Source organism: Haladaptatus sp. DYF46 (assembly GCF_021083305.1).
Lineage (GTDB): Archaea > Halobacteriota > Halobacteria > Halobacteriales > Haladaptataceae > Haladaptatus.
In genome coordinates, this window is the sequence record NZ_JAJFAY010000002.1 from 585,237 (window position 1) to 604,057 (window position 18,821).

The 18,821-nt window shown below is 63.2% G+C and carries 19 protein-coding genes and 1 tRNA gene; 7 read left to right on the forward strand and 13 right to left on the reverse strand.

Going from position 1 to position 18,821, the window contains the following annotated elements; all coding sequences use genetic code 11:
* Positions 1-2 precede the first annotated feature (2 nt).
* Entirely contained in the window at positions 3-686 is a 684-nt protein-coding gene (locus LJF34_RS14190) for an SWIM zinc finger family protein (protein ID WP_231185694.1), read from the forward strand.
* Between the two features lie 5 nt (positions 687-691).
* Here LJF34_RS14190 and LJF34_RS14195 read toward each other — a convergent pair whose 3' ends face one another.
* The gene (locus LJF34_RS14195; protein ID WP_231185696.1) at positions 692-1,243 is read right to left on the reverse strand and encodes a hypothetical protein; all 552 of its coding nucleotides are present in this window, start codon (positions 1,241-1,243) and stop codon (positions 692-694) included.
* A gap of 174 nt (positions 1,244-1,417) precedes the next feature.
* Here LJF34_RS14195 and LJF34_RS14200 point away from each other — a divergent pair, with 174 nt between their 5' ends.
* Positions 1,418-1,831: a winged helix-turn-helix domain-containing protein gene (locus LJF34_RS14200; protein ID WP_231185698.1), complete on the forward strand. Its 414-nt coding sequence runs from the start codon at positions 1,418-1,420 to the stop codon at positions 1,829-1,831.
* Positions 1,832-1,840: 9 nt separating this feature from the next.
* On the opposite strand, the gene hjc is transcribed toward LJF34_RS14200, so the two are convergent.
* From hjc to LJF34_RS14220, 4 genes are all read right to left on the reverse strand, one after another.
* Positions 1,841-2,329: a Holliday junction resolvase Hjc gene (hjc, locus tag LJF34_RS14205; RefSeq protein WP_231185700.1), complete on the reverse strand. Its 489-nt coding sequence runs from the start codon at positions 2,327-2,329 to the stop codon at positions 1,841-1,843.
* 70 nt (positions 2,330-2,399) lie between these two features.
* Positions 2,400-3,344 (reverse strand): alpha/beta hydrolase, encoded by a 945-nt coding sequence (locus LJF34_RS14210; protein WP_231185702.1) that lies wholly within the window; start codon positions 3,342-3,344, stop codon positions 2,400-2,402.
* An 89-nt stretch (positions 3,345-3,433) separates the two neighbouring features.
* Positions 3,434-4,717, reverse strand: coding sequence for an adenosylhomocysteinase (locus LJF34_RS14215; protein WP_231185704.1), 1,284 nt, complete (start codon positions 4,715-4,717; stop codon positions 3,434-3,436).
* A gap of 53 nt (positions 4,718-4,770) precedes the next feature.
* On the reverse strand, positions 4,771-6,063 hold the full coding sequence (locus tag LJF34_RS14220; RefSeq protein ID WP_231185706.1) for an amidohydrolase: 1,293 nt from the start codon (positions 6,061-6,063) through the stop codon (positions 4,771-4,773).
* Positions 6,064-6,191: 128 nt separating this feature from the next.
* Between LJF34_RS14220 and hisG the strand changes: the two genes are divergently transcribed.
* Entirely contained in the window at positions 6,192-7,040 is an 849-nt protein-coding gene (gene hisG, locus LJF34_RS14225; RefSeq protein ID WP_231185708.1) for an ATP phosphoribosyltransferase, read from the forward strand.
* Between the two features lie 96 nt (positions 7,041-7,136).
* Entirely contained in the window at positions 7,137-7,913 is a 777-nt protein-coding gene (locus LJF34_RS14230) for a nucleoside phosphorylase (protein WP_231185710.1), read from the forward strand.
* 38 nt (positions 7,914-7,951) lie between these two features.
* Here the strand turns inward: LJF34_RS14230 and LJF34_RS14235 are convergent, their stop codons facing one another.
* The gene (locus LJF34_RS14235) at positions 7,952-9,001 is read right to left on the reverse strand and encodes an AAA family ATPase (protein WP_231185713.1); all 1,050 of its coding nucleotides are present in this window, start codon (positions 8,999-9,001) and stop codon (positions 7,952-7,954) included.
* Between the two features lie 100 nt (positions 9,002-9,101).
* Positions 9,102-11,183: a hypothetical protein gene (locus LJF34_RS14240; RefSeq protein WP_231185715.1), complete on the reverse strand. Its 2,082-nt coding sequence runs from the start codon at positions 11,181-11,183 to the stop codon at positions 9,102-9,104.
* Positions 11,184-11,542: 359 nt separating this feature from the next.
* Here LJF34_RS14240 and rnz point away from each other — a divergent pair, with 359 nt between their 5' ends.
* Positions 11,543-12,469 (forward strand): ribonuclease Z, encoded by a 927-nt coding sequence (gene rnz, locus LJF34_RS14245; protein WP_231185717.1) that lies wholly within the window; start codon positions 11,543-11,545, stop codon positions 12,467-12,469.
* A 67-nt stretch (positions 12,470-12,536) separates the two neighbouring features.
* On the opposite strand, the gene LJF34_RS14250 is transcribed toward rnz, so the two are convergent.
* The 3 genes from LJF34_RS14250 to LJF34_RS14260 form a co-directional block, all read right to left on the reverse strand.
* A complete protein-coding gene (locus LJF34_RS14250; RefSeq protein WP_231185719.1) occupies positions 12,537-13,706 on the reverse strand; it encodes an alanine--glyoxylate aminotransferase family protein in 1,170 nt (389 codons plus the stop codon).
* A 122-nt stretch (positions 13,707-13,828) separates the two neighbouring features.
* Positions 13,829-14,488, reverse strand: a complete 660-nt coding sequence (locus LJF34_RS14255; RefSeq protein WP_231185721.1) for a TIGR00266 family protein — start codon at positions 14,486-14,488, stop codon at positions 13,829-13,831.
* A 513-nt stretch (positions 14,489-15,001) separates the two neighbouring features.
* Positions 15,002-15,076, reverse strand: a tRNA-Arg gene (locus tag LJF34_RS14260).
* A gap of 93 nt (positions 15,077-15,169) precedes the next feature.
* On the opposite strand from LJF34_RS14260, the gene LJF34_RS14265 reads away from it, so the two are divergent.
* On the forward strand, positions 15,170-15,751 hold the full coding sequence (locus LJF34_RS14265) for an AAA family ATPase (protein ID WP_231185723.1): 582 nt from the start codon (positions 15,170-15,172) through the stop codon (positions 15,749-15,751).
* Positions 15,748-16,167: an RNA-binding domain-containing protein gene (locus LJF34_RS14270; protein WP_231185725.1), complete on the forward strand. Its 420-nt coding sequence runs from the start codon at positions 15,748-15,750 to the stop codon at positions 16,165-16,167. Before LJF34_RS14265 ends, LJF34_RS14270 begins: the two co-directional genes overlap by 4 nt.
* Before the next feature lie 12 nt (positions 16,168-16,179).
* Here the strand turns inward: LJF34_RS14270 and LJF34_RS14275 are convergent, their stop codons facing one another.
* From LJF34_RS14275 to LJF34_RS14285, 3 genes are all read right to left on the reverse strand, one after another.
* Positions 16,180-16,737, reverse strand: a complete 558-nt coding sequence (locus tag LJF34_RS14275; protein ID WP_231185727.1) for a magnesium transporter — start codon at positions 16,735-16,737, stop codon at positions 16,180-16,182.
* Positions 16,738-17,316 carry a magnesium transporter gene (locus LJF34_RS14280; RefSeq protein WP_231185730.1) on the reverse strand — a complete coding sequence of 193 codons (579 nt, stop codon included), beginning with the start codon at positions 17,314-17,316 and terminating at the stop codon, positions 16,738-16,740. It lies immediately after the preceding gene.
* A gap of 97 nt (positions 17,317-17,413) precedes the next feature.
* Positions 17,414-18,805, reverse strand: coding sequence for a signal recognition particle protein Srp54 (locus LJF34_RS14285; RefSeq protein WP_231185732.1), 1,392 nt, complete (start codon positions 18,803-18,805; stop codon positions 17,414-17,416).
* Positions 18,806-18,821 lie beyond the last annotated feature (16 nt).

The following is an 18,821-nucleotide window of genomic DNA, read 5'->3' on the forward strand; positions in this document are numbered from 1 at the left end:
CCATGATAGACACAGCCGCTTCCGGAAAAGTATCGCTGGCTCCACTGGCGGAGACCGAGGAGATGAATCCTCGCTCGCAACGTGCCAGAGCGGAGCGCATGTCCGTCACGCCGCTCGGTGGCGGACTGTACGAAGTCGAAAGCCAGAGCGACAACACGTACTTCGTGGACCTGCTCGGCGGGCGCTGTACCTGCCCCGACCACATGATGCGGGGCGTTCGGTGTAAGCACCTCCGCCGGGTCGCCATCGAAATCAACGAGGGTCGCGCCCCGCCGCCGGGAAAGGAAGCAGTCGAGTGTGCCCGCTGTCAGTCCGTCATCTTCGTGGACGAGAAGACGGCGGCCGCGGGACCGCACTACTGTGACCACTGCGAACTCCAACCCGGCGAACCCGTCGTGGACCGCGCGACCGGCGACCTGCTGGTGGTCGTCGGAATGACGGACCACCGGGCCGACCAAGTCGAGGTTCCGGGCCGCGACTGCACCGTCGCGACGTACCCGGCGAACGAGGGCTACCCCGCGGACGACCCGGTCGTCGAAGTGCTCTACCCGATTCCGTCGGGGCTTCGACCCGAGCAGGTCGAAGCGCGGCACGTTCGGCGCTACTCGTTCCCGCGCTCGCGACTCCAGCGTCCCGAGCGTCCGGGCGACCAGTCGGAACTGACCGACTTTCGGGAAGCGGAGTAGTCGAACTACGGTATTTTATCCGTGGTTTTCGAAAGTTCGTCCTCGTCTTCCCACCTGTAGAGCCGTCCATCGCGTTCAAGCAGTTCGAAGACGCTTTCTTGCATCCAACTGTAGGGCCATTCGTCACTGTACGTCCGCTGGAGGACGTGCGTTTTCTCGAAGTAGGACTCTTCGGCGACGAACAGCCCTTGTTCGACGAGAAATCCGCTCTGGTCGTGTTCCACGACACCGACGATGTGATCCGAAAAATCCGCGAGAACACGAAATTTGAACACGCCGTTTTTCCACTCCCCACGGACATCGACCATCAGAAATGCATAGCTGTTCGGACGACGGTTGAACCTGTCTTTGACGAGTTGAAGGCGTCGAATTTCTTCCCGTCCATAACTACCGAGGACGAAATACGTTGAACCCGTTCGGACGAGAGGAGTCAGTTCGCTAATCGCGTTCGAGAGATTCTCGTAGTCTTCGAGCGACAGCGTCTCATCGTGAAGATATTCCGTTGCTTTCTCCGAAATTTCGGTGAGGGATGGGAGCGTATCGGAATCCGTGGTCATACATTTCTCGACAGATCCGGAAGTCAAATGATTTATTCATCGAATCGATTATCGAATTAGCTGTAGCGGGAATGATACCTCTTTCGGGGATACCGTCATCTCACAACCCTTTCGGTCACAATCGATTCGATTCACGCCGAAACAGTTACGTCCAACCATGAACGATACTCCTGTATGAGTATCGATACTGGGGACGCCACAATCGAGTCGGAACGGGAGACCCTCCACGCCATCACTCAGGAGACTCGGTTTACCCTTCTTCAGAACATTCTCGGCCATCCGCAACAACTCCCTTCGTTCAACGAACTAACGATGGTCAACCCCAGCAAGAGCGAGAGTACGGTTCACACCCATCTCAAAGTACTCCGCGACCACGGCATCGTTCGTGCGGTGCGCCTTCCGGCAGGGGAACGCCGCCGTGATTTACCGCATACGTTTTACGGACTCACCGACGCGGGTCGAGAATTTCTCGACCGTCACAACGTCCTCCGTGCCGAAGAAACGTTCCAAACCATCTACGAACAGATTGAGAAACCGAAGGAGTTGTTGAAATACGAAAACGCACCACGACCCGAACGAGTCCCGTAGCGTTCTCTGCTACTCCAAAATTTCCGTCGCCTCCTCCACCGAGAGGACGCCCTGTTCGACGGCGTGGAGGACGTCCGAGACGCCGTGTTTCGACCCCTCGTCGTTGTCCGCTTTCCACAAGTCGTCCATCGACTCGCCCTCATCCAGCGCGGTTTCCTTCTTCACTCGGTAGTTGCCGCCTTTCGTCTGGTGAACGTCCGCCGGGTGGAAGAAGTACCAGTCCTCCCGGTCGAACCGAACGCCGATCTTGGGCTTCGCGCCGAAGTTCTGCGAGAAGTAAACGAGGGCTTCGACTTCCTCCCCCGTGAGATAGATCGGGTCCCCCGAACTCGATTTCGCCTCGATAGCGTAGAAAACCGTCCCGTTTCCGGCCAGCACGTCCGGCAGTTCGCGCTGGGTCGCACCCCCGCTGGCGGGAGCGCGCATGACCGCGAAGCCCGCGTCGTCCAGTCTGTTGACGAGTTCGCGCTCCCGTCTGTCGCCTTTCCGATTCGCCATGTGTTCGGTCGATGGTCGGCGGGGGCGGGCAATAAAACGGCCGATAGCGCGGTGAATGTGGTTCGCGAGTTCACGTCTCGTCGGCGGTCAGAAACGCCACGGTCGCTTCTTCGGCGGCGTTGCCCGGTTCGAGCCACGGAACGTGTCCGTAGCCGTCCAGCACCACCATGTCGGCGTTCCCCATCTCACCCACGACGGGACGGCCGACCGCCGGTTTCCAGAAGTAGTCCTCGGTCCCCCAGACGAACCGCGTCGGAACTCCGGTCGGGAGGTCGTCCCGGAGGTCGAATTGAGGGGCCATTCCGCGAACCGACCCGAGCGACTCCAACAGCGTCCAGAGGCTCTCGCGCTGACCGGGCACCGCTTCGGTTCGAATCTCGGGGCCGAAGTAGCAGTCGGGGAGCGCCGAATCGTCCTCGACGTTCATCTGGCGGTTCGTCCTCCGAGCGTCCGCCACCGTCGTCGCCTCCGAGTAGTCGAACAGCCAGCGACCGACCACCGGCACGCCGAACAGTCGGAAACCGAACGGGACGCTCCGCGAGAGACCGGCGGGCGCGCCGACGAGACAGAGACGTTTTACGCGGTCCGGGTGGTCGCTGGCGAGCGCGAGCGCCTGAAATCCGCCGAGCGAATTGCCGACGACCCTCGTTTCCTCGATTCCGAGTTCGTCCAGCAGGTCCACGACGTACTCGACGCCGAACGTCCGGAGGTCCGTCTCGCGGTAATCCGTCGGCGTCGAGAGACCTCTTCCGGGGCGGTCGGGAGCGATCACGGTGAAGCGGTCGGTGAGCGCGTCGAGGAGCGGAAACCAGACGGCCGAGGTGCTGCCGAGGCCGTGCAGGAGGACGAGCGGCGGGCCGTCGCCCGCGGTCAGGTAGTGAACCCGAACCGCCGGGTTCGAGAAGTGGACGTACTCCGACTCGGCGTCGACGTCGTAGTGGTCACAGGCCATCGAGAGCGCGTCGAGATACGCCTCCTCCTCGTCGTTGCCCGGCGCGACGTGGTCGAGACTCATGGTTCCCCTGTCGGTCCGTCGAGAAGAAAACGTTTGGTCGGGCACGGCGGGGGTCCTCGAAAGCGGGTCGAAGCTTCGAACGGACCCGACTACGTTCCGTGCTGCCAGCTACCCAGGTACTCTTCCTGTTCGTCCGTGAGCGAGTCGAACTCCACGCCGTCCGCGTCGAGTTTGATCTCCGCGATTTCCTTGTCGAGTTCGTCCGGCACGTCGTGGACGCCGGCGTCGTACTGCTCGCCGTTCTCCACCATCTCGCGGACGCAGACGGACTGCACGCCGAAGCTCTGGTCCATGACCTCGACTGGGTGGCCCAGCGCGATGGGCGCGGCGAGGTTGACGAGGCGGCCTTCCGCGATGACGTTGAGTCGGCGGCCGTCCTTCATCTCGTACTCGTGGACGCCGTCGCGGGCGTCGCGTTCGGCGACCGCGAGGTCGGCGAGTTCGTTGAGGTTGACCTCCACGTCGAAGTGCCCCGCGTTGGCGAGGAGGACGCCGTCCTTCATGACCTCGAAGTGCTCTCCCGTGATGACGTCGCGGTTGCCCGTCGTCGTGATGAACACGTCGCCGACTTCGGCGGCCTCGGCCATCGGCATCACGTCGTAGCCCTCCATGTGGGCTTCAAGGGCGCGGCGCGGTTCGACTTCCGTGACGATGACGTTCGCGTTCTGGCCCGCCGCCTTCTTCGCGACGCCCTTGCCGCAGTAGCCGTAACCGCCGACGACGACGTTCTTCCCGGCCCACGAGAGGTTGGTCGTCATGGCGATGGTCGCCAAGGAGGACTCGCCGGTGCCGTGCACGTTGTCGAACAGGCGCTTCATCGGCGTGTCGTTGACGGCGAAGACGGGGTAATCGAGCGCGCCGTCCGCGTCCATCGCGCGGAGTCGGTGGACGCCGGTGGTCGTCTCCTCACACCCGCCGACGACGGTTTCGATGAGTTCGGGGTGGTCCTCGTGGATGGCCGCGACCATGTCCATCCCGTCGTCCACCGTGATGGTGGGTTCGAGGTCGATGACGGACTCGATGGCCTCGTAGTAGCCCTCGTCGTCGACGCCGCGCTTCGCGTAGCAGGTGATGTTCGGATGCTCGTCCAAGGCCGCGCTCACGTCGTCGTGGGTCGAGAGCGGGTTACATCCGGTGACGGCGACTTCCGCGCCCCCCTCGGCGAGCGTCTCCACGAGAACGGCGGTCTTCGCCTCGACGTGCATCGCCATGCCGATTCGCTGGCCGGAAAGCGGCTTGTCGGCGACGAACTCCTCCTGAATCGTCGTCATGATCGGCATGTGCTGGCGCGCCCAGTCCATCTTGCGGTGCCCCTCGACGCGAGCGGACTCCAAATCGTCCAACTGCTCGCTGATGGGCGGATAGTCTGCCATACTTTCGAAATTGGCGAGGATGTTCAAAACGGTACCGAAAACGGGGTTCGCCGTCACTCGGTCGCACGCGCGACCAGTTCGTGTGCCTTCCCCTCCGCGGTCTCACGAACCGATTCCTCGTCCAGCGTCAGCACTTCGCGGTCCTCCATGAGAACCCGCCCGTCACAAATCGTGTGTCTCACGTCGCTGCCGCGGGCAGCGTAGGCGAGATGGCTCACGAGGTCGTGGTGGGGAACGAGGTGGGCCGCGGAGAGGTCGACGACGGCGAGGTCCGCGTTCGCGCCCGCCTCGATCCGGCCGCTGTCGAACCCGAGCGCCGTGGCGCTTCCGCGGGTCGCCATCTCCACGACCGATTCGGCGGGGACGGCGCTGGCGTCGTTCGCGGCGAGTTTCCCGAGCATGGCCGCGTCCCGTATCTCGCCGAACATGTCGAGGTCGTTGTTCGACGCCGCGCCGTCCGTTCCGATTCCGACCGTGACGCCCGCATCCAACATCGCCTGCACGGGGGCCATCCCGCTGGCGAGTTTCATGTTCGAGGCAGGGCAGTGAACGACCGCGGTGCCCGTCTCCGCCAGCAACTCGATTTCGGTCGTGTTGACGTGAACGCCGTGGGCGACGAAATCGGACGAGTCGGTCATGTCCTTCTCCCGGGCGTATTCGAGCGGTCGCTTCCCCCGTTCGTCGACGATGGGGGCGACCTCGTCCCGCGTTTCGTTCGCGTGGTAGTGGAGCGGGACGCCCGCCTCGCGCGCTTCGGGGACGAACTCGTCCAGATACTCCTCGCCGACCGTGGTGAGGCTGTGGGGCATCACGGCCGTCGTGATTCGGCCGTTCGCCGCGCCGTCGAACTCCGTGGCGATATCGAGACTCGTCCTGAAGTCCTCGCGTGCGGCGTCCTCGTCCTTTCCGATCGTGACGACGCCGTGACCGATTCGAGCGCGAAGCCCGGCCTCCTCGACCGCCTCGGCGACTCGGTCCACCTCAAAGTACATGTCCGCGAAGCCCGTGGTTCCCGATTGTATCATCTCCAGCGCGCCGAGTTCGGTTCCGGCACGCACGTCCTCGGGCGTCAAAGCGGCCTCGACGGGCCACACGGACTCCCGGAGCCACGTTTCGAGCGGCTCGTCGTCCGCGTAGCCGCGAAGGAGCGTCATCGCGGCGTGACAGTGTGCGTTTACGAACCCCGGAATCACGAGGCCGTCGCTCGCGTCCAGCGTCTCGTCCGCGTCCGCGACGTCGCCGACGGAGAGAACGGTTCCGTCGTCCTGATCCACCAGCACGTCCGCGCGTTCGACGGTCATGTCCGGTCGCAGTACCCGCCCACCGGAGATTTTGAGCGTCGTCATGGGCCGAAATAGTTCGCCCCCTCGCATGACTCTGCTGGATTCAGCCGTGATACGGTACGGTGTGGCACAATTTGCAGTTTGAACCGGGAAAGCAAGAGTAATCCGTCTGGCCGACCGAAGCCGAGATAATGCGAATCGCGGTCCCTAACAAGGGCAGGTTGCACGACCCGTCGATGGAATTGCTCGAACACGCCGGGCTGCATGTCGTGGACGGTGCGGACCGCAAACTGTACGCGAGCACCGTCGACCCGAACGTGACGCTGTTGTTCGCCCGGGCCGCCGACATCCCGGAGTACGTGAGCGACGGTGCCGCCGACATCGGCATTACAGGCCTCGACCAGATGCAGGAGGCGAACCCGGGCAACGTCTCCGATATCCTCGATTTGGGGTACGGTCAGTGCCGTCTCGTGCTGGCCGCACCCGAGGAGGGAGACATCACGGAGGTGACCGACCTCGCGGGCAAAACGGTCGCCACGGAGTTCCCGAACGTCGCGAAGCAGTACTTCGCCGAAACCGAGGTGTCGCCCGAAATCGTGGAGGTGTCGGGCGCGACGGAACTCACTCCGCACGTCGATATGGCCGACGCCATCATCGACATCACGAGTACCGGGACGACGCTGAAGGTCAACCGCCTCGGCATCATCGACGAGGTGCTGTCGAGTTCGGTTCGGCTGTTCGCCCGCGAGGACATGGTCGGCGACGAGAAGGTCGAACAGGTCACGATGGCGCTCCAGTCGGTCATCTCGGCCGAGGGCAAACGCTACCTCATGATGAACGCCCCCGAGGACAAACTCGACGAGATTCGGGACGTGATGCCGGGTCTCGGCGGTCCGACGGTCATGGATATCGCGGGGAACGGCAAGGTCGCCGTCCATACCGTCGTCGACGAGCGGGACGTGTTCGAGACCATCAACGAGGTCAAGGGACTCGGTGCCAGCGGCATCCTCGTGACGGAAATCGAACGCCTCGTGGACTGACGACCGTTTCGGTGGGACGACAGAGCGACTACTTCGATACCATTTCTCACGGCGACAAAACGTATTTCACGGCGCTATCGGTAGTTTTGCAGACAGATGCCGTTTCCGAATCACCCGACGAAACACGATTCAACGCCGCTCGTCACCCCGCAACGGAGTTCGGAGTACAAGACTGAGCGGAGCGACGAGGAATTGGAGAAGCCGCCGAAAGCGGTCATCCTCGTCTACAGTCGTTCGCTGATGAAGTATCTGGTCGAAACACACGACGGGAGAGCCATCGACCACTACTTCGGGGACTGCTACGCCTTCGCCGACACGGACCACACCGTCGGCGTCGTAGGCAACTTCGGCATCGGTGCACCCACCACCGCGATGCTGATGGACGACTTGATCGCCGACGGCGTCGAAGCGTTCCTCTCCGTCGGGTTCGCGGGCAGCCTCGACGAGTCGATAGCGATGGGCGACCTCATCGTCTGCGAGGAGGCGATACGCGACGAGGGGACCTCACACCACTACGCCGAATCCGAGAAGTACGCGTTCCCCAGCGACTCGCTCACGACGGAGACGAAGCGACTGCTGGAGCGCCGCGACGACCGGTTTCACGCCGGGACTTCGTGGACCATCGACGCCATCTACCGGGAGACGGAGGCCGAGGTCCGTCGGTACGCCGAGGAGGGCGTTCTCACCGTGGAGATGGAGGCGTCGGCGGTCTTCGCCGTCGCCGACTACCGCGGCGTGGAGGCGGGGTCGATGTTCGTCATCAGCGACTACCTTGGACTCTCGGAGTGGGAACCGAGGTTCCACTTGACCGCGGAGGACATGCACCACCTCGGCGAGACGGCGAAAGAGATACTCGCGTCGTACGTGGACTGACGGTAGGAGAAAACGGGAAAGGGAACGGCCGAGTTTCGTTACGCGCCCAACTCGGCCAGCAAATGTGAAATCTGTAACCGGTCGCTCGTTCCGCGCGCCAAGTCCATGTCGATTTCCGCCGCGAGGACGACCAGTTCGGCGAGTTCGTCGCCGGAGTAGCGGTTCTGACGGAACGCATCCATGATCGCTTCGAGCACCTCCTCGCCGCTGTAGCCGTCGTCCACGAGCAGGTCGTCCAAGTCCTTGCGGGCGTCGTTGAAATCGCCCCGTTCCGCCTTGTCGAGCATGTCGTTGATACGCCCGCTGATGCCGAACTCGCGGATGACCTCGTAGTCCTCGCTGTGAACTCGGCCCTCCTGTTCGTACAGCAACTGCGCGAAGAGGATGGCCTTCCGCACGTCGCCTTTCACGTACCCGGAAATAAGCTGAACCCCACCTTCGTCGTATTCGACCTCCTCGTCGTCCAAAATCGACCGGAGGACGGTCTCGATTTCCCCGCTGGTCGGTTTGCGCATCGAGACGGGGAAACACCGCGATTTGATGGGCGGGATGAGCTTCGTCGGTTGGCGCGTGGTGATGACGAACTGCGTCGTCTCGTGGTACTGTTCCATCACGCGGCGGAGCGCCTGCTGGAAGTCCTCGCGGATGGACTCGGCGTTGTCGAGGACGATGGTCTTGTACGACCCCGACGACGGCGCGTAGCCGGCGTACTCCTTGAGGACGTGGTTTATCATCTCCCGTTTCGACCAGTTTCGCTTGTACTTCCTCTTGCCCGAGCCTCGTCGGTACTGTTTGGAAAACTCGGTCTGGCCCTGCAGGAAGTTGGAAAATCGCGGGTCGTCACGAATCTCCTTTTTCGTCCGGTCGAAGAAGTCCGCGACGTTGATCTCCACGAGGTCGTTGTCCGGGTCGTCGTGTGCCTCGCGAGCCAATGCGCGCACGGCGGCGGTTTTCCCGCTCCCCTCCGGGCCGTGAAGAACGAGATTTATCGGCTCGTTCACCGCCCGCTCCAGATAGTCGCGTACCTCCGGTTGGGGCAGGTCGGCGAGGGCGGGCGCGTGCGTTTCGGTCCACAGCGGCGACTCCATTTGGTATCGGTAGGGAGTCGTCGGACAAGAATCGGTCGGTTGCGTCGCGGCGAAAAAAGCGGCTGATGAACGCACCCGTCGAAAGAAACGACAGAGGACGTTATACGAGGTCCCCGAATGCGTCGAGAACCGAGGCGACGACGCTCGCGTTCGTCGTGTCGGTTCCGGCGCTCGTCGCGGTTCCGGCTTGGGTCGTCTCGTTTCCGGCGCTGGTCGTCGTTTCGGCCTGGGTCGTCGCAGCTCCGACCGTCGTCGTTTCAGCCTGGGTCGTCTCGTTTCCGGCGCTGGTCGTCGTTTCCGCTTGCGTCGCATTTTCGACGGTCGTCGTCTGCGATGCGGCCGTCGTGGTTCCTGCACTCGTCGTCTCTGCACTCGTCGTGGTTCCGGCTTGCGTCGTCGTCCCCGTCGTAGTCGTCGCGTTTTCACCGGCCCCCAGCGTTGTCGTCGCGTTTTCACCGGCCCCCAGCGTTATCGTCGCTAGTTGACCGAAGTTGCGGGCGTACACGCCGTGCGGGTACGTCCCGGGTGCAACACCGGTCGTGGGAATCTCGAAGGTAACGGTCGTACTCTGGTCCGCGTCCAACGTGACGTTCTGGCGCTGAACCACCGTCCCCGCCAACCGGAAGTCCACGGGTTGCGTGAGTTGCTGGCTGGTCGGGTTGGTGATGGTCGCGCTGACGGATATCGTGTCACCGACCGTCGCGTTCGACGGTGCTTCGAGGTTGCTCACCGAGAACGACGGTCCGAGGTCGCTGACGTTCTCCACGGTGGCGTTTCCGGCTTGAGTCGTGGTAGTCGTACCCTCTGCCGACGTGCCCTGCGCGGCCGTGGTTTGGGTCGTACTCGTCGACTGTGTCGTCGTTTCTGCCGCCGTCGTGGTGTTCGCACAGCCACAACCGCTCGTGGTGGTCGTTCCGGTCGCCGACGTGGTGGTCGTGGCCGCTCCACCGCCACCGACCTGCGTCGTGGTCGACGTGCCCGTCGTGGGCGCTGCTGTCGTCGTGGACGTGGTCGTCGCACCGCCACCGCTCTCGACGGTCACGTACGCCGAGTCGGCGACGATGTTGTTGTCCACCACGTACGGCAGGTCAGCGCTGCCGCCCGACGTCACGAAGTCGTACACCTGATTGTCGTTGGTGTCGAGGTGCGGCATCGCAATGAGCGTCTGGCTCTCGGTCAGCGGTTCGTTGAGCGTCACGCTGACGTTCTCGTGCGTCCCCGGTTCGAGGTATTCCGACGTTCCGACGACGCTCCCGACGACGTTGCCGTCGAGGAGGCTCGAATCGTGGATGGTGACGAAGCCACCCTCCGACAGGGTAGCTGAATCGACCGTCACCGTCTGTCCGTCACTGGTCTGGTTGTCGAACGTGACGTCCGCGTCCAGATTCGACATCGTCGGTTGTTCGGGAACACCCGGTCCTCCCGGCATGTGCGGGAGGTTGGGTAGGCTCACGTTCCGCGGTGCGTCCACGATGAACGTCGTGTTCTGAATCGTGATGTCGCGGAGTACCACGCGGACGGTATCGATGTCGTCCGTCGAAGTCGCGTTGGCCTGTTCCGCAACGTCGTTCACATCGCTCTGTGAGACGTCCGGTCCGCGTTGGACGACGTCCGACGCCGACCCGTTCTGGAGCAGCTCGGTCGTGTTGACGTGAACCGTCTCGTCTTCCAAGTCGACGCCGCTCACGACTTCGGTGCGGTCGGGTTGGGTACTGTCACCAACCACGAACGACCACTCGGCGATGGAGAGCGATTCGATACGGAACACGAACTGCTGTCCCGTCTGGTTCGTCTCGTTGCCCATCGCGGGGCCTTCCTCGCCCACCGAAATCTGCGCGTCGTCGACGACGGCTTCGCCGTTTGCGGTGTACGGTCCGTCAACGGTGCCGTTTCCGATAACGAAGTCGTAGACGCCGTTCGAATTCGTGTCCATGTGCGGCATCGCGATGAGCGTCTCCGTGTCGTTGATGGGTCGCGCGAGCGTCACGCTGACGTTCTCGTGCGTCCCCGGTTCGAGATATACGGAGTTGCCCAACACGCTGCCGACGACGTTCCCGTCGAGCAGGCTTTGGTCGTGGATGGCGACGAAGCCACCCTCTTGCATGGTCACGGACGAGATGACGAGCGTCTCGCCGTCACTTTGTTGGTCGTTTATCGTTACGTTTGCCTCCGATGTGTTCATCTGTGACACATCGTTCAGGCCCGTAACCTGCGTTTCAGATGCCGTATTCGACCCCCCTCCGCCCGACGTCGCTAGCGATGTCGCAACACCGCCGGCGAAGACGACGAGAAGGGACACGAATACAGCACTCACTGTTCTCGGGATTCGTGTCATGTCTCTCCCATTCCGCGACCGATTTGACGACGAGATAACCGATAAACGGCGTCCACCGTTCACGGGTTAAGACGCCGATTCGACGGGTTAAGTCGCTCCTTCGCGCACCGGCCCGTCCGACGACGACGAGAACAACACTCACTTTCCACACGCACCAGCGACGCTTTCGAAGGCTGTTTAATCGTCGGCCTTCGATTTGCGGGTAGATGTCGATGCGCGTTACCTTCCTCGGAACCAGTGGGGCAGTGCCGACGACGGAACGAAACCCGAGCTCTATCCTCGTCAACCGGGAAGGCGACCGCCTGCTCTTCGACGCCGGAGAGGGGACCCAGCGCCAGATGATGCGCTTTGGAACCGGGTTCACCGTCTCCGACCTCTTCATCACGCACCTTCACGGCGACCACATCCTCGGAATCCCCGGCCTGGTTCAGACGTGGGATTTCAACGACCGCGACGACCCGCTCACGATATACACGCCGCGCGGAACCGGGGAGGACGTCCACGCGCTCGTTCACGCGGCGGGCCACCAACCGTCGTTCCCCGTCCACATCACGGAGGTCGCACCCGGCGAGGTCGCGGTCCGCCGCGACGAGTACGAGGTCCGCGCCTTCCGTACGGACCACGACGCGAACTCCGTCGGCTACGCGCTGGTCGAAGACGAGCGAAAGGGTCGCTTCGACCGCGAACGGGCCGAGGAACTCGGCGTCCCCGTCGGCCCGAAGTTCCAGCAGCTCCACGGCGGGGACCCCGTCGAACTCGACGACGGTTCCGTCGTCCGCCCCGAGCAAGTCGTCGGCGAACCGCGACCCGGCCGCCGGTTCGTCTACACCGGCGACACCCGACCCACCGAGCAGGTCGTCTCGGCCGCCGAAAACGCCGACCTGCTCGTCCACGACGCGACGTTCGCCGACGACAGAAAGGACCGCGCGCAGAAGACCGCTCACTCGACCGCGAGGCAGGCCGCGAACGTCGCCCGCCGCGCCGATGCGGCCCGACTCGCCATCACACACGTCTCCTCGCGCTACGCCGGAAACGTCTCCGCGCATCTGAACGAGGCCGGCGCGGAGTTCGAGGGCGAGATCTTCGCCCCCGACGACGGCGACCTCATCGACGTTCCGTTCCCGGACGAGTAGGGCAACTCGGGCGATACTTCGAACGCCATCGCACCGTCTCAAAAAAGGCCGACTTACACCGTCAATTCTATCGAAGCTGTTCGCGGGCGGCGGCCATACCGGCCTCCAAGTCCACGTCCTCGCCGACGTCGAGGAACGCCTCGCCGATGGTTCGAACGCCGCGCAGGACCTGCTCCGACGAGAGGTTGCCCATGTTGCTCACGCGGAATATCTCGCCGCCGAGGTGGGCCTGTCCGCCGCTGATGCTCGCGCCGCGTTCGGTCACGGCGTCGAAGAAGTCGTCCGGGTTCTCCCGGACGCCGACGGGGAGCGACACCGCCGTCAGGGTGTTCGAGTACTCCGAGGCGTCGTTTCGCTCGGGGAACATCGACAGCCCCATCGCGGTGAACGCCGCTCGGAACGCGGCGGACTGTCGGCGATGGCGCGCGATGCGTTCCGGCATGCCCTCCTCCTCGATGTGGCCGACGGCCAGTGCGAGGCCACGGAACAGCGGCACAGCGCTGGTAAAGGGCGTCTGATGGGAGTCAGCCTTACGAAGGTGCCAGTCCAAATCCTCGTAGAACGGCGCGCTCTCGCCGTCGAATGCCTCCTGTGCGCGGGGCGTGGCGTACATCGCGCTCGTTCCCGGCGGGGCCGCGAGGGCCTTCTGTGCGTCCGTCACCGCGACATCGACGTTCCACTCGTCCACGAGGAACTCGTCGCCGCCGAGGGACGTCACGCCGTCCACGACGAAGTAGGCGTCGTGTTCCGCCGCGATTTCGCCGACTTCCGCGACGGGGTTCACCAGTCCCGTACTCGTCTCGTTGTGGACCATCGTCACGACTTTCGTGTCGTCCGTTACGGCCTCGGCGACGGCCTCGGGGTCTATGGAGTGACCCCACTCGGACGTGACCGGCGTCACGTCCGCGTACCGGTCGGCGATTCGCTTGAATCGCCGACCGAACTTGCCGTTCACGACGGCGACCACTTCGTCGTCTTCACCGGCGAGGTTGGCGACGGCGGCCTCCATCGCCATCGTCGCCGTCCCGTTGAAGATGAGGCTGGTACCGCCGTTCGTCGTCGGCGTTCCGTCGAGCGAAGAGCGTTCGAAGACGTAATCGAGGCCGTCTTGGGCGTCCTCGTACACCGACTCGAACTCCGCGGAGCGGTGTGACACCATCGGCTCGCTCATCACTTGTCGAACGTCGCGCGCGAGGGGTACCGGACCCGGGTTGAGTAGGAGAAAATCCTCTCGCATACTCACCCGTTCTACCTCCCCATAAATAAGCGTCGTGCGCCGCGCAAATTCCGCCACTTGTCGTCAACCGCCTGTTAGCTACCCCGACCGAATCGGGAACGTTCGAGCAAGCAACTTCGGATTCACTCGTCGCTCGGCACGTTCGGGAGAAGCCACCTGAGGAGCGCCACCGGACTTCGGGACTGCGTCCAGATCGTCCCCGGCCCTTCGAGTTCACAGAGGAGGCCGCCCCTGCCGCCCGTCGACGACTGGACGCTATCGGACCGCGTCACCTCGAACTCCACCGACCCCTCGAACGCGACGACGTGTCCGGTGTCCACGAGGTACGTCTCTCCGGGGTCGAGGCTGACGACCGACACGGCCCCGTAACTGGAGAGGAACGCGAGTCCCGCGCCCGAGAGTTCGAGGAGGAAGTCGCCGGAGCACTCCATGAACGTCTCCCCCTCGTCTAACGGCGCGTCGAAGTCGATACCGGGTTCCGCCGCGAGAAACGAACACGACTGGACGTACAGCGTCTCGTCGCGGAGTTCGTAATGAAAGATATCGCCCGGAAACGGCGGCGCGAGCCTGACCATCCCGGGGTTGTTCGTGGCAAACGTGGTCGAAAACGCCGCGTTCCCATCGGAAACGGAGCGTTCGAGCGCCGGTGTCGTATCCGAGGGAACGTCCACCGTCGCCGAATGGCTGACCAGCGACCCCGACTCGGCCCGAATCTCCTCGCCCGCGTCCAGTGTCAGTACGAGTTCGGCGAACGCTGGCTGGTTCGTGATTTCGTACTCCATGCTCGACTAAGCCACGACGCCACGACGGATAGCCCTCCCGGCCTCCTCCTCGGTTCGTGACCTGCTTTTTCGATGATGGGCTTTCGACTGGATACTGGGCCGGTTTCTGCGCTCGGGAGTCTCAAAAATCGAACTGCGAGCGACGTTCTCGTGAGCGACTGAAAGGAGCGAACGAGAACGAGCAAGCGTGGTTCGAAAATCGGAGATTTTCGTCATCGCGAAAGAGCTTTGCTCTTTCGAACGACAGCAAAAGGTTGACGAGTACGATGGGAGTCACGCGAGTGTAGCGAGGGTGACTCCATCGTGCGAGCGAGACGAGCGTAACCGAAGTCGAGCGAGCACGATGGGATTCGAATCCTGTGCTCGTCTCTCGTCTTCGGTAGCGGTAGCGGTAGTCGCTAGAGATAGAACTGCGAGCGTAAGCGAGCAGGCCAAGGAACCCCCGAAGGGGGTGACGCAGAGCTTTTCATGAACGTTTTGCCAGCGAACGAAGTGAGCGCAGCAAAAGGTTCACGAGCACGATGGGATTCGAACCCACGGCCGTCGGATTAGAAGTCCGACGCTCTATCCAGACTGAGCTACGTGCCCTCGGTACAGCATTATCGGCGAACCTTCATAAGAAGGTGGGATTCCTCCCCGCAAACACAGCCCTTAAGCACGGTTCACGAGAAAATCAAACCGATGCGAGTAATCGGAACCGTCGGCCTTCCGGGGAGCGGCAAAGGCGAGGCCGCCACCGTCGCCGAGGAGATGGACATCCCGGTCGTCACGATGGGCGACGTCATCCGCGCGGCGTGTCGCAAGCGCGGTCTCGACCCGGCGAAACACCACGGCGAAATCGCCAAGGCGCTCCGGGAGGAGAACGGCCCGGACGCCATCGCACAGGCATCTCTCCCGCAGATAGATGAGGCACTGACGGCGAGCGACACCGTCCTCGTCGACGGGATTCGGTCGGGCGTCGAAGTCGAGCGGTTCGAGGACGCCTTCGGCGACGATTTCGTGCTGGTGAGCATCGAAGCGCCGTTCGACGTTCGCGCGGACCGATTGAGCGAGCGGGGGCGCGACCACTCCGATGCCGACGAAGCGCGACTGCGAGAACGCGACGAACGGGAACTCGGGTTCGGTCTCGACCGTGCGATGGCGCGGTCCGACGCCGTCATCGACAACACCGGGACGCTCGACGGGTTTCGTCGTCGAATTCGCGCGCTCCTCGAAGCCGGAGTTTCGGGCCTTGAGAACGTAGAATCGGAGGAGAACGCATGATTTACAGCGTCGATATCCGGATTACGGCACCGGTAAACGGCACGGAGATAGCGGCGCGAATCGAGGACGCAATCGAGAACGTCTTTCCCGGTGCGGAAGTGGAATCGGACGGCGAAGAGCTCGTCGCCGAGGCCCACAGCGTCGAACACTTCTCGGAACTCCTCCATCGACAGGAAATCCTCGACACGGCGCGGGGCGAGTTCTTCTCGGGGCGGGAGGGGAACACGCTTTCGTTCGACCTGAAAAAACAGGCCGCGTTTCAGGGCGTGGTCAACTTCGCCGTCGGCAACCCGGACGAACTCGGCGAACTCCACGTTCGAATGCGGGTCGACGACCCGACCGTCAAGGAGTTCGTGGATTACGTCGCACCGCAGACAAAGGACGGAAAGCCGATAGAGGCCGACGACGAGCGGTAATCGGCTCGTTTTTCAGACCAGTAGTTGCACCACGACGAACAGGACGATGACGCCCAGCACGTCACAGGCGTTCGTCACGACCGGAATCACGACGTCGTCGGGGTCCAACTCGAACCGGTAGGCGACGTACGTGGCGACGAGCGTCACGAGTATCGCGACGAACGCCAGCACGATGCCGCTGACCAGCGAGACGAGGACGACGATGGGCAATCCGAGTTTCGTCCCGCCGATGACCCACGTCAACGTCCACGCACCGAATCCGACCACCGGGAAAATCGTGACCGCGAGGAGAATAGTGGCGACGGCGTTTCCGGTGAGCACCTCGTCTTCACGTCCGAACGAGAGCGTCCCGAGGTGAAACGCGGTGGAGAGTCGCGCGGCGAGAATGCTCCCGAGGTTACCCGCCGTTCCGATGGTCACGGGCACCAACGCGAGCAACGTCGGATACTGTAACAGGGTGCTCTCGAACGATCCGAGGACGAGTCCGCTTCCGATTTCGACCATCGTTAGCGCGAGCAACACCGGGAGCATCGCTCGCATGATGGACCGAATCGTCCAGCGCGTCGGCATCTAGCCGCCCCCGAGCGCGACGACGATTCGGACGGCGAGCAGGAGAAACGAGATGCCGAACACGTCGCCCGTCGTCGTCACGAGCGGACCGACGAGCGTGTCCGGGTTTTGCCCGCGGCGATACCCCGCAAAGACGACGAGGACGACGGCAACCGTCAGCGCTACGCCCGACAACAGTCCCGCGATGAGCGCGATCGCGAGAAGGGTCGGAAGCGGCGCGACGGAGTCCGAGAGGGCTTTGAGAATCACGAACGCGGCCACCGACGCGAACAGACTGGCGAGGATGCCGTTCGCCAGCGAGGCTACGATCGCCGCCCATACCCGTTCGTCGTCCGGAACGAACGACGGTTCGACCAGCCCCTGATGGAGGCCGGACGCGAGACGCGCGCCGAGGGACCCGTAGACGTTCCCGCGGGTAGCCAGCAGCGCGGGGACGAGAACCAACAACCCCGGAATTTGGCGGAGTTCGGCGCGCATCCCGCCGAGAACGACGCCCGCGAACAGGCCGCCGACCATGCTCGCCGCAAGCGCAGGGAGGGCCTCTCGGTATGCCTCGGCGGCGACTTCCCGGACGGTCATCTACTGCTGTGAAAGGTGGCACGGGACAAAAAAGCGGTGTGTTGCGGTTTCACTTGCGGCGAGACATCGTATCCGACGAAATCGAACGAAAAGGCGGTTATCCGAACGGGCCCATGCCGCCCATACCGCCACCGCCGCCACCGCCACCGCCCTGCATCTTCTTCATCATCCGCTCCATGTCGCCGCCCTGTCCCATCCCTTGGAATTGCTTGAGGGTCTGGGCCATCATCTTGTGCTGCTGGAGCAGTTCGCGGATTCGCTCCTCGTCCTGTCCGCTCCCGCGAGCGATGCGGCGAATCTGACTCGCGCCGATGGAACGCGGGTTTTCGAGTTCCTTGTCCGTCATCGAGTCCATGATGATCTCGAAACTCCGCATCCGGTCCTTCGTCACGTCCATCGCGTCGTCCGGCAGTTCGTCCATGATTCCGCCGCCGAACCCGGGAATCATGTCCATGACCTGGTCGAGCGGCCCCATCTTGTTCATGGCGTTCATCTGATGGCGCATGTCGGTCAGGGTGAACTGACCCTTCATCATGTCCTCGGGGTCCCAGTCCTCTTCCTCCTCCGTCTCGGACATTGCGCGTTCGACGCGCTCGGTGAGTTGTTTCAGATCGCCCATCCCGAGCAGCCGCGAGATGAAGCCATTGGGTTCGAACCGTTCCACGTCTTGGACCGTCTCACCGGACCCGAGGAAGGCGATGGACGAGTCCGTCTCGTTGACCGCCGTCAGCGCGCCGCCACCTTTCGCCGTCCCGTCGAGTTTCGTGATGACGACGCCGTCGATGCCGATGGAGGTGTCGAACTGCTGGGCTTGGTCCTTCGCACCCTGCCCGATAGCGGCGTCGAGAACGAGCAGGTTTCGGTCGGGGTCTACGACCGACTCTATCTCCTCGATTTCGTCGATGAGGTCGTCTTCGAGCGCGTGGCGGCCCGCCGTGTCCACGATGTGGATGTCGGCGTCGGCCGTCTCTTCGAGGCCCTTTCGCGCGATGTCCACCGGATCCTCGTTGTCCGGGTCGCCGTAGAAGTCGACTTCCGCGCGCGAACACATCTCCTTTGCCTGGTCGTACGCGCCGGGCCGGAAGGTGTCCGTCTGGATGACGGCGGGGCGAAGCCCCTTCTTCGAGAACCACCACGCCATCTTGGCGGCGGTGGTCGTCTTCCCCGACCCCTGCAACCCGGCGAGGAGGATGGTCTGGTTTTCGAGCGGGAGTTCCGTACTCTCGCCGACGAGGCCGACGAGTTCCTCGTAGACGATACTGAGGACGTGGTCGCGGGCCGTCGTCCCGCCCGGCGGTTCTTCCTCCAGCGCGCGCTCCTTGATGGACGAGGACAGGTCCATGACGAGACTCACGTCCACGTCGGCTTGGAGGAGGGAACGCTGAATTTCCTTCACAATTTCCTCGACATCGTCTTCGCTGACGCGTGATTTCCCACTCAGTTTGTCGAGTGAGCCGCGAAGAGAGCTGCCGAGATCATCGAGCACCATCGTTGTGCTCCCTTGG

Excerpts from the sequence above, each read along its gene's own strand:
- LJF34_RS14240 (WP_231185715.1), bottom strand. The coding sequence starts at position 11,183 with ATGAACACATCGGAGGCAAACGTAACGATAAACGACCAACAAAGTGAC.
- LJF34_RS14190 (WP_231185694.1), top strand. The coding sequence starts at position 3 with ATGATAGACACAGCCGCTTCCGGAAAAGTATCGCTGGCTCCACTGGCG.
- hjc (WP_231185700.1), bottom strand. The coding sequence starts at position 2,329 with ATGGCGAATCGGAAAGGCGACAGACGGGAGCGCGAACTCGTCAACAGA.
- LJF34_RS14200 (WP_231185698.1), top strand. The coding sequence starts at position 1,418 with ATGAGTATCGATACTGGGGACGCCACAATCGAGTCGGAACGGGAGACC.
- LJF34_RS14235 (WP_231185713.1), bottom strand. The coding sequence starts at position 9,001 with ATGGAGTCGCCGCTGTGGACCGAAACGCACGCGCCCGCCCTCGCCGAC.
- LJF34_RS14230 (WP_231185710.1), top strand. The coding sequence starts at position 7,137 with ATGCCGTTTCCGAATCACCCGACGAAACACGATTCAACGCCGCTCGTC.
- LJF34_RS14275 (WP_231185727.1), bottom strand. The coding sequence starts at position 16,737 with ATGCCGACGCGCTGGACGATTCGGTCCATCATGCGAGCGATGCTCCCG.
- rnz (WP_231185717.1), top strand. The coding sequence starts at position 11,543 with ATGTCGATGCGCGTTACCTTCCTCGGAACCAGTGGGGCAGTGCCGACG.
- LJF34_RS14210 (WP_231185702.1), bottom strand. The coding sequence starts at position 3,344 with ATGAGTCTCGACCACGTCGCGCCGGGCAACGACGAGGAGGAGGCGTAT.
- LJF34_RS14270 (WP_231185725.1), top strand. The coding sequence starts at position 15,748 with ATGATTTACAGCGTCGATATCCGGATTACGGCACCGGTAAACGGCACG.
- LJF34_RS14255 (WP_231185721.1), bottom strand. The coding sequence starts at position 14,488 with ATGGAGTACGAAATCACGAACCAGCCAGCGTTCGCCGAACTCGTACTG.
- LJF34_RS14215 (WP_231185704.1), bottom strand. The coding sequence starts at position 4,717 with ATGGCAGACTATCCGCCCATCAGCGAGCAGTTGGACGATTTGGAGTCC.
- LJF34_RS14285 (WP_231185732.1), bottom strand. The coding sequence starts at position 18,805 with ATGGTGCTCGATGATCTCGGCAGCTCTCTTCGCGGCTCACTCGACAAA.
- LJF34_RS14195 (WP_231185696.1), bottom strand. The coding sequence starts at position 1,243 with ATGACCACGGATTCCGATACGCTCCCATCCCTCACCGAAATTTCGGAG.
- LJF34_RS14250 (WP_231185719.1), bottom strand. The coding sequence starts at position 13,706 with ATGCGAGAGGATTTTCTCCTACTCAACCCGGGTCCGGTACCCCTCGCG.
- LJF34_RS14265 (WP_231185723.1), top strand. The coding sequence starts at position 15,170 with ATGCGAGTAATCGGAACCGTCGGCCTTCCGGGGAGCGGCAAAGGCGAG.
- hisG (WP_231185708.1), top strand. The coding sequence starts at position 6,192 with ATGCGAATCGCGGTCCCTAACAAGGGCAGGTTGCACGACCCGTCGATG.
- LJF34_RS14220 (WP_231185706.1), bottom strand. The coding sequence starts at position 6,063 with ATGACGACGCTCAAAATCTCCGGTGGGCGGGTACTGCGACCGGACATG.
- LJF34_RS14280 (WP_231185730.1), bottom strand. The coding sequence starts at position 17,316 with ATGACCGTCCGGGAAGTCGCCGCCGAGGCATACCGAGAGGCCCTCCCT.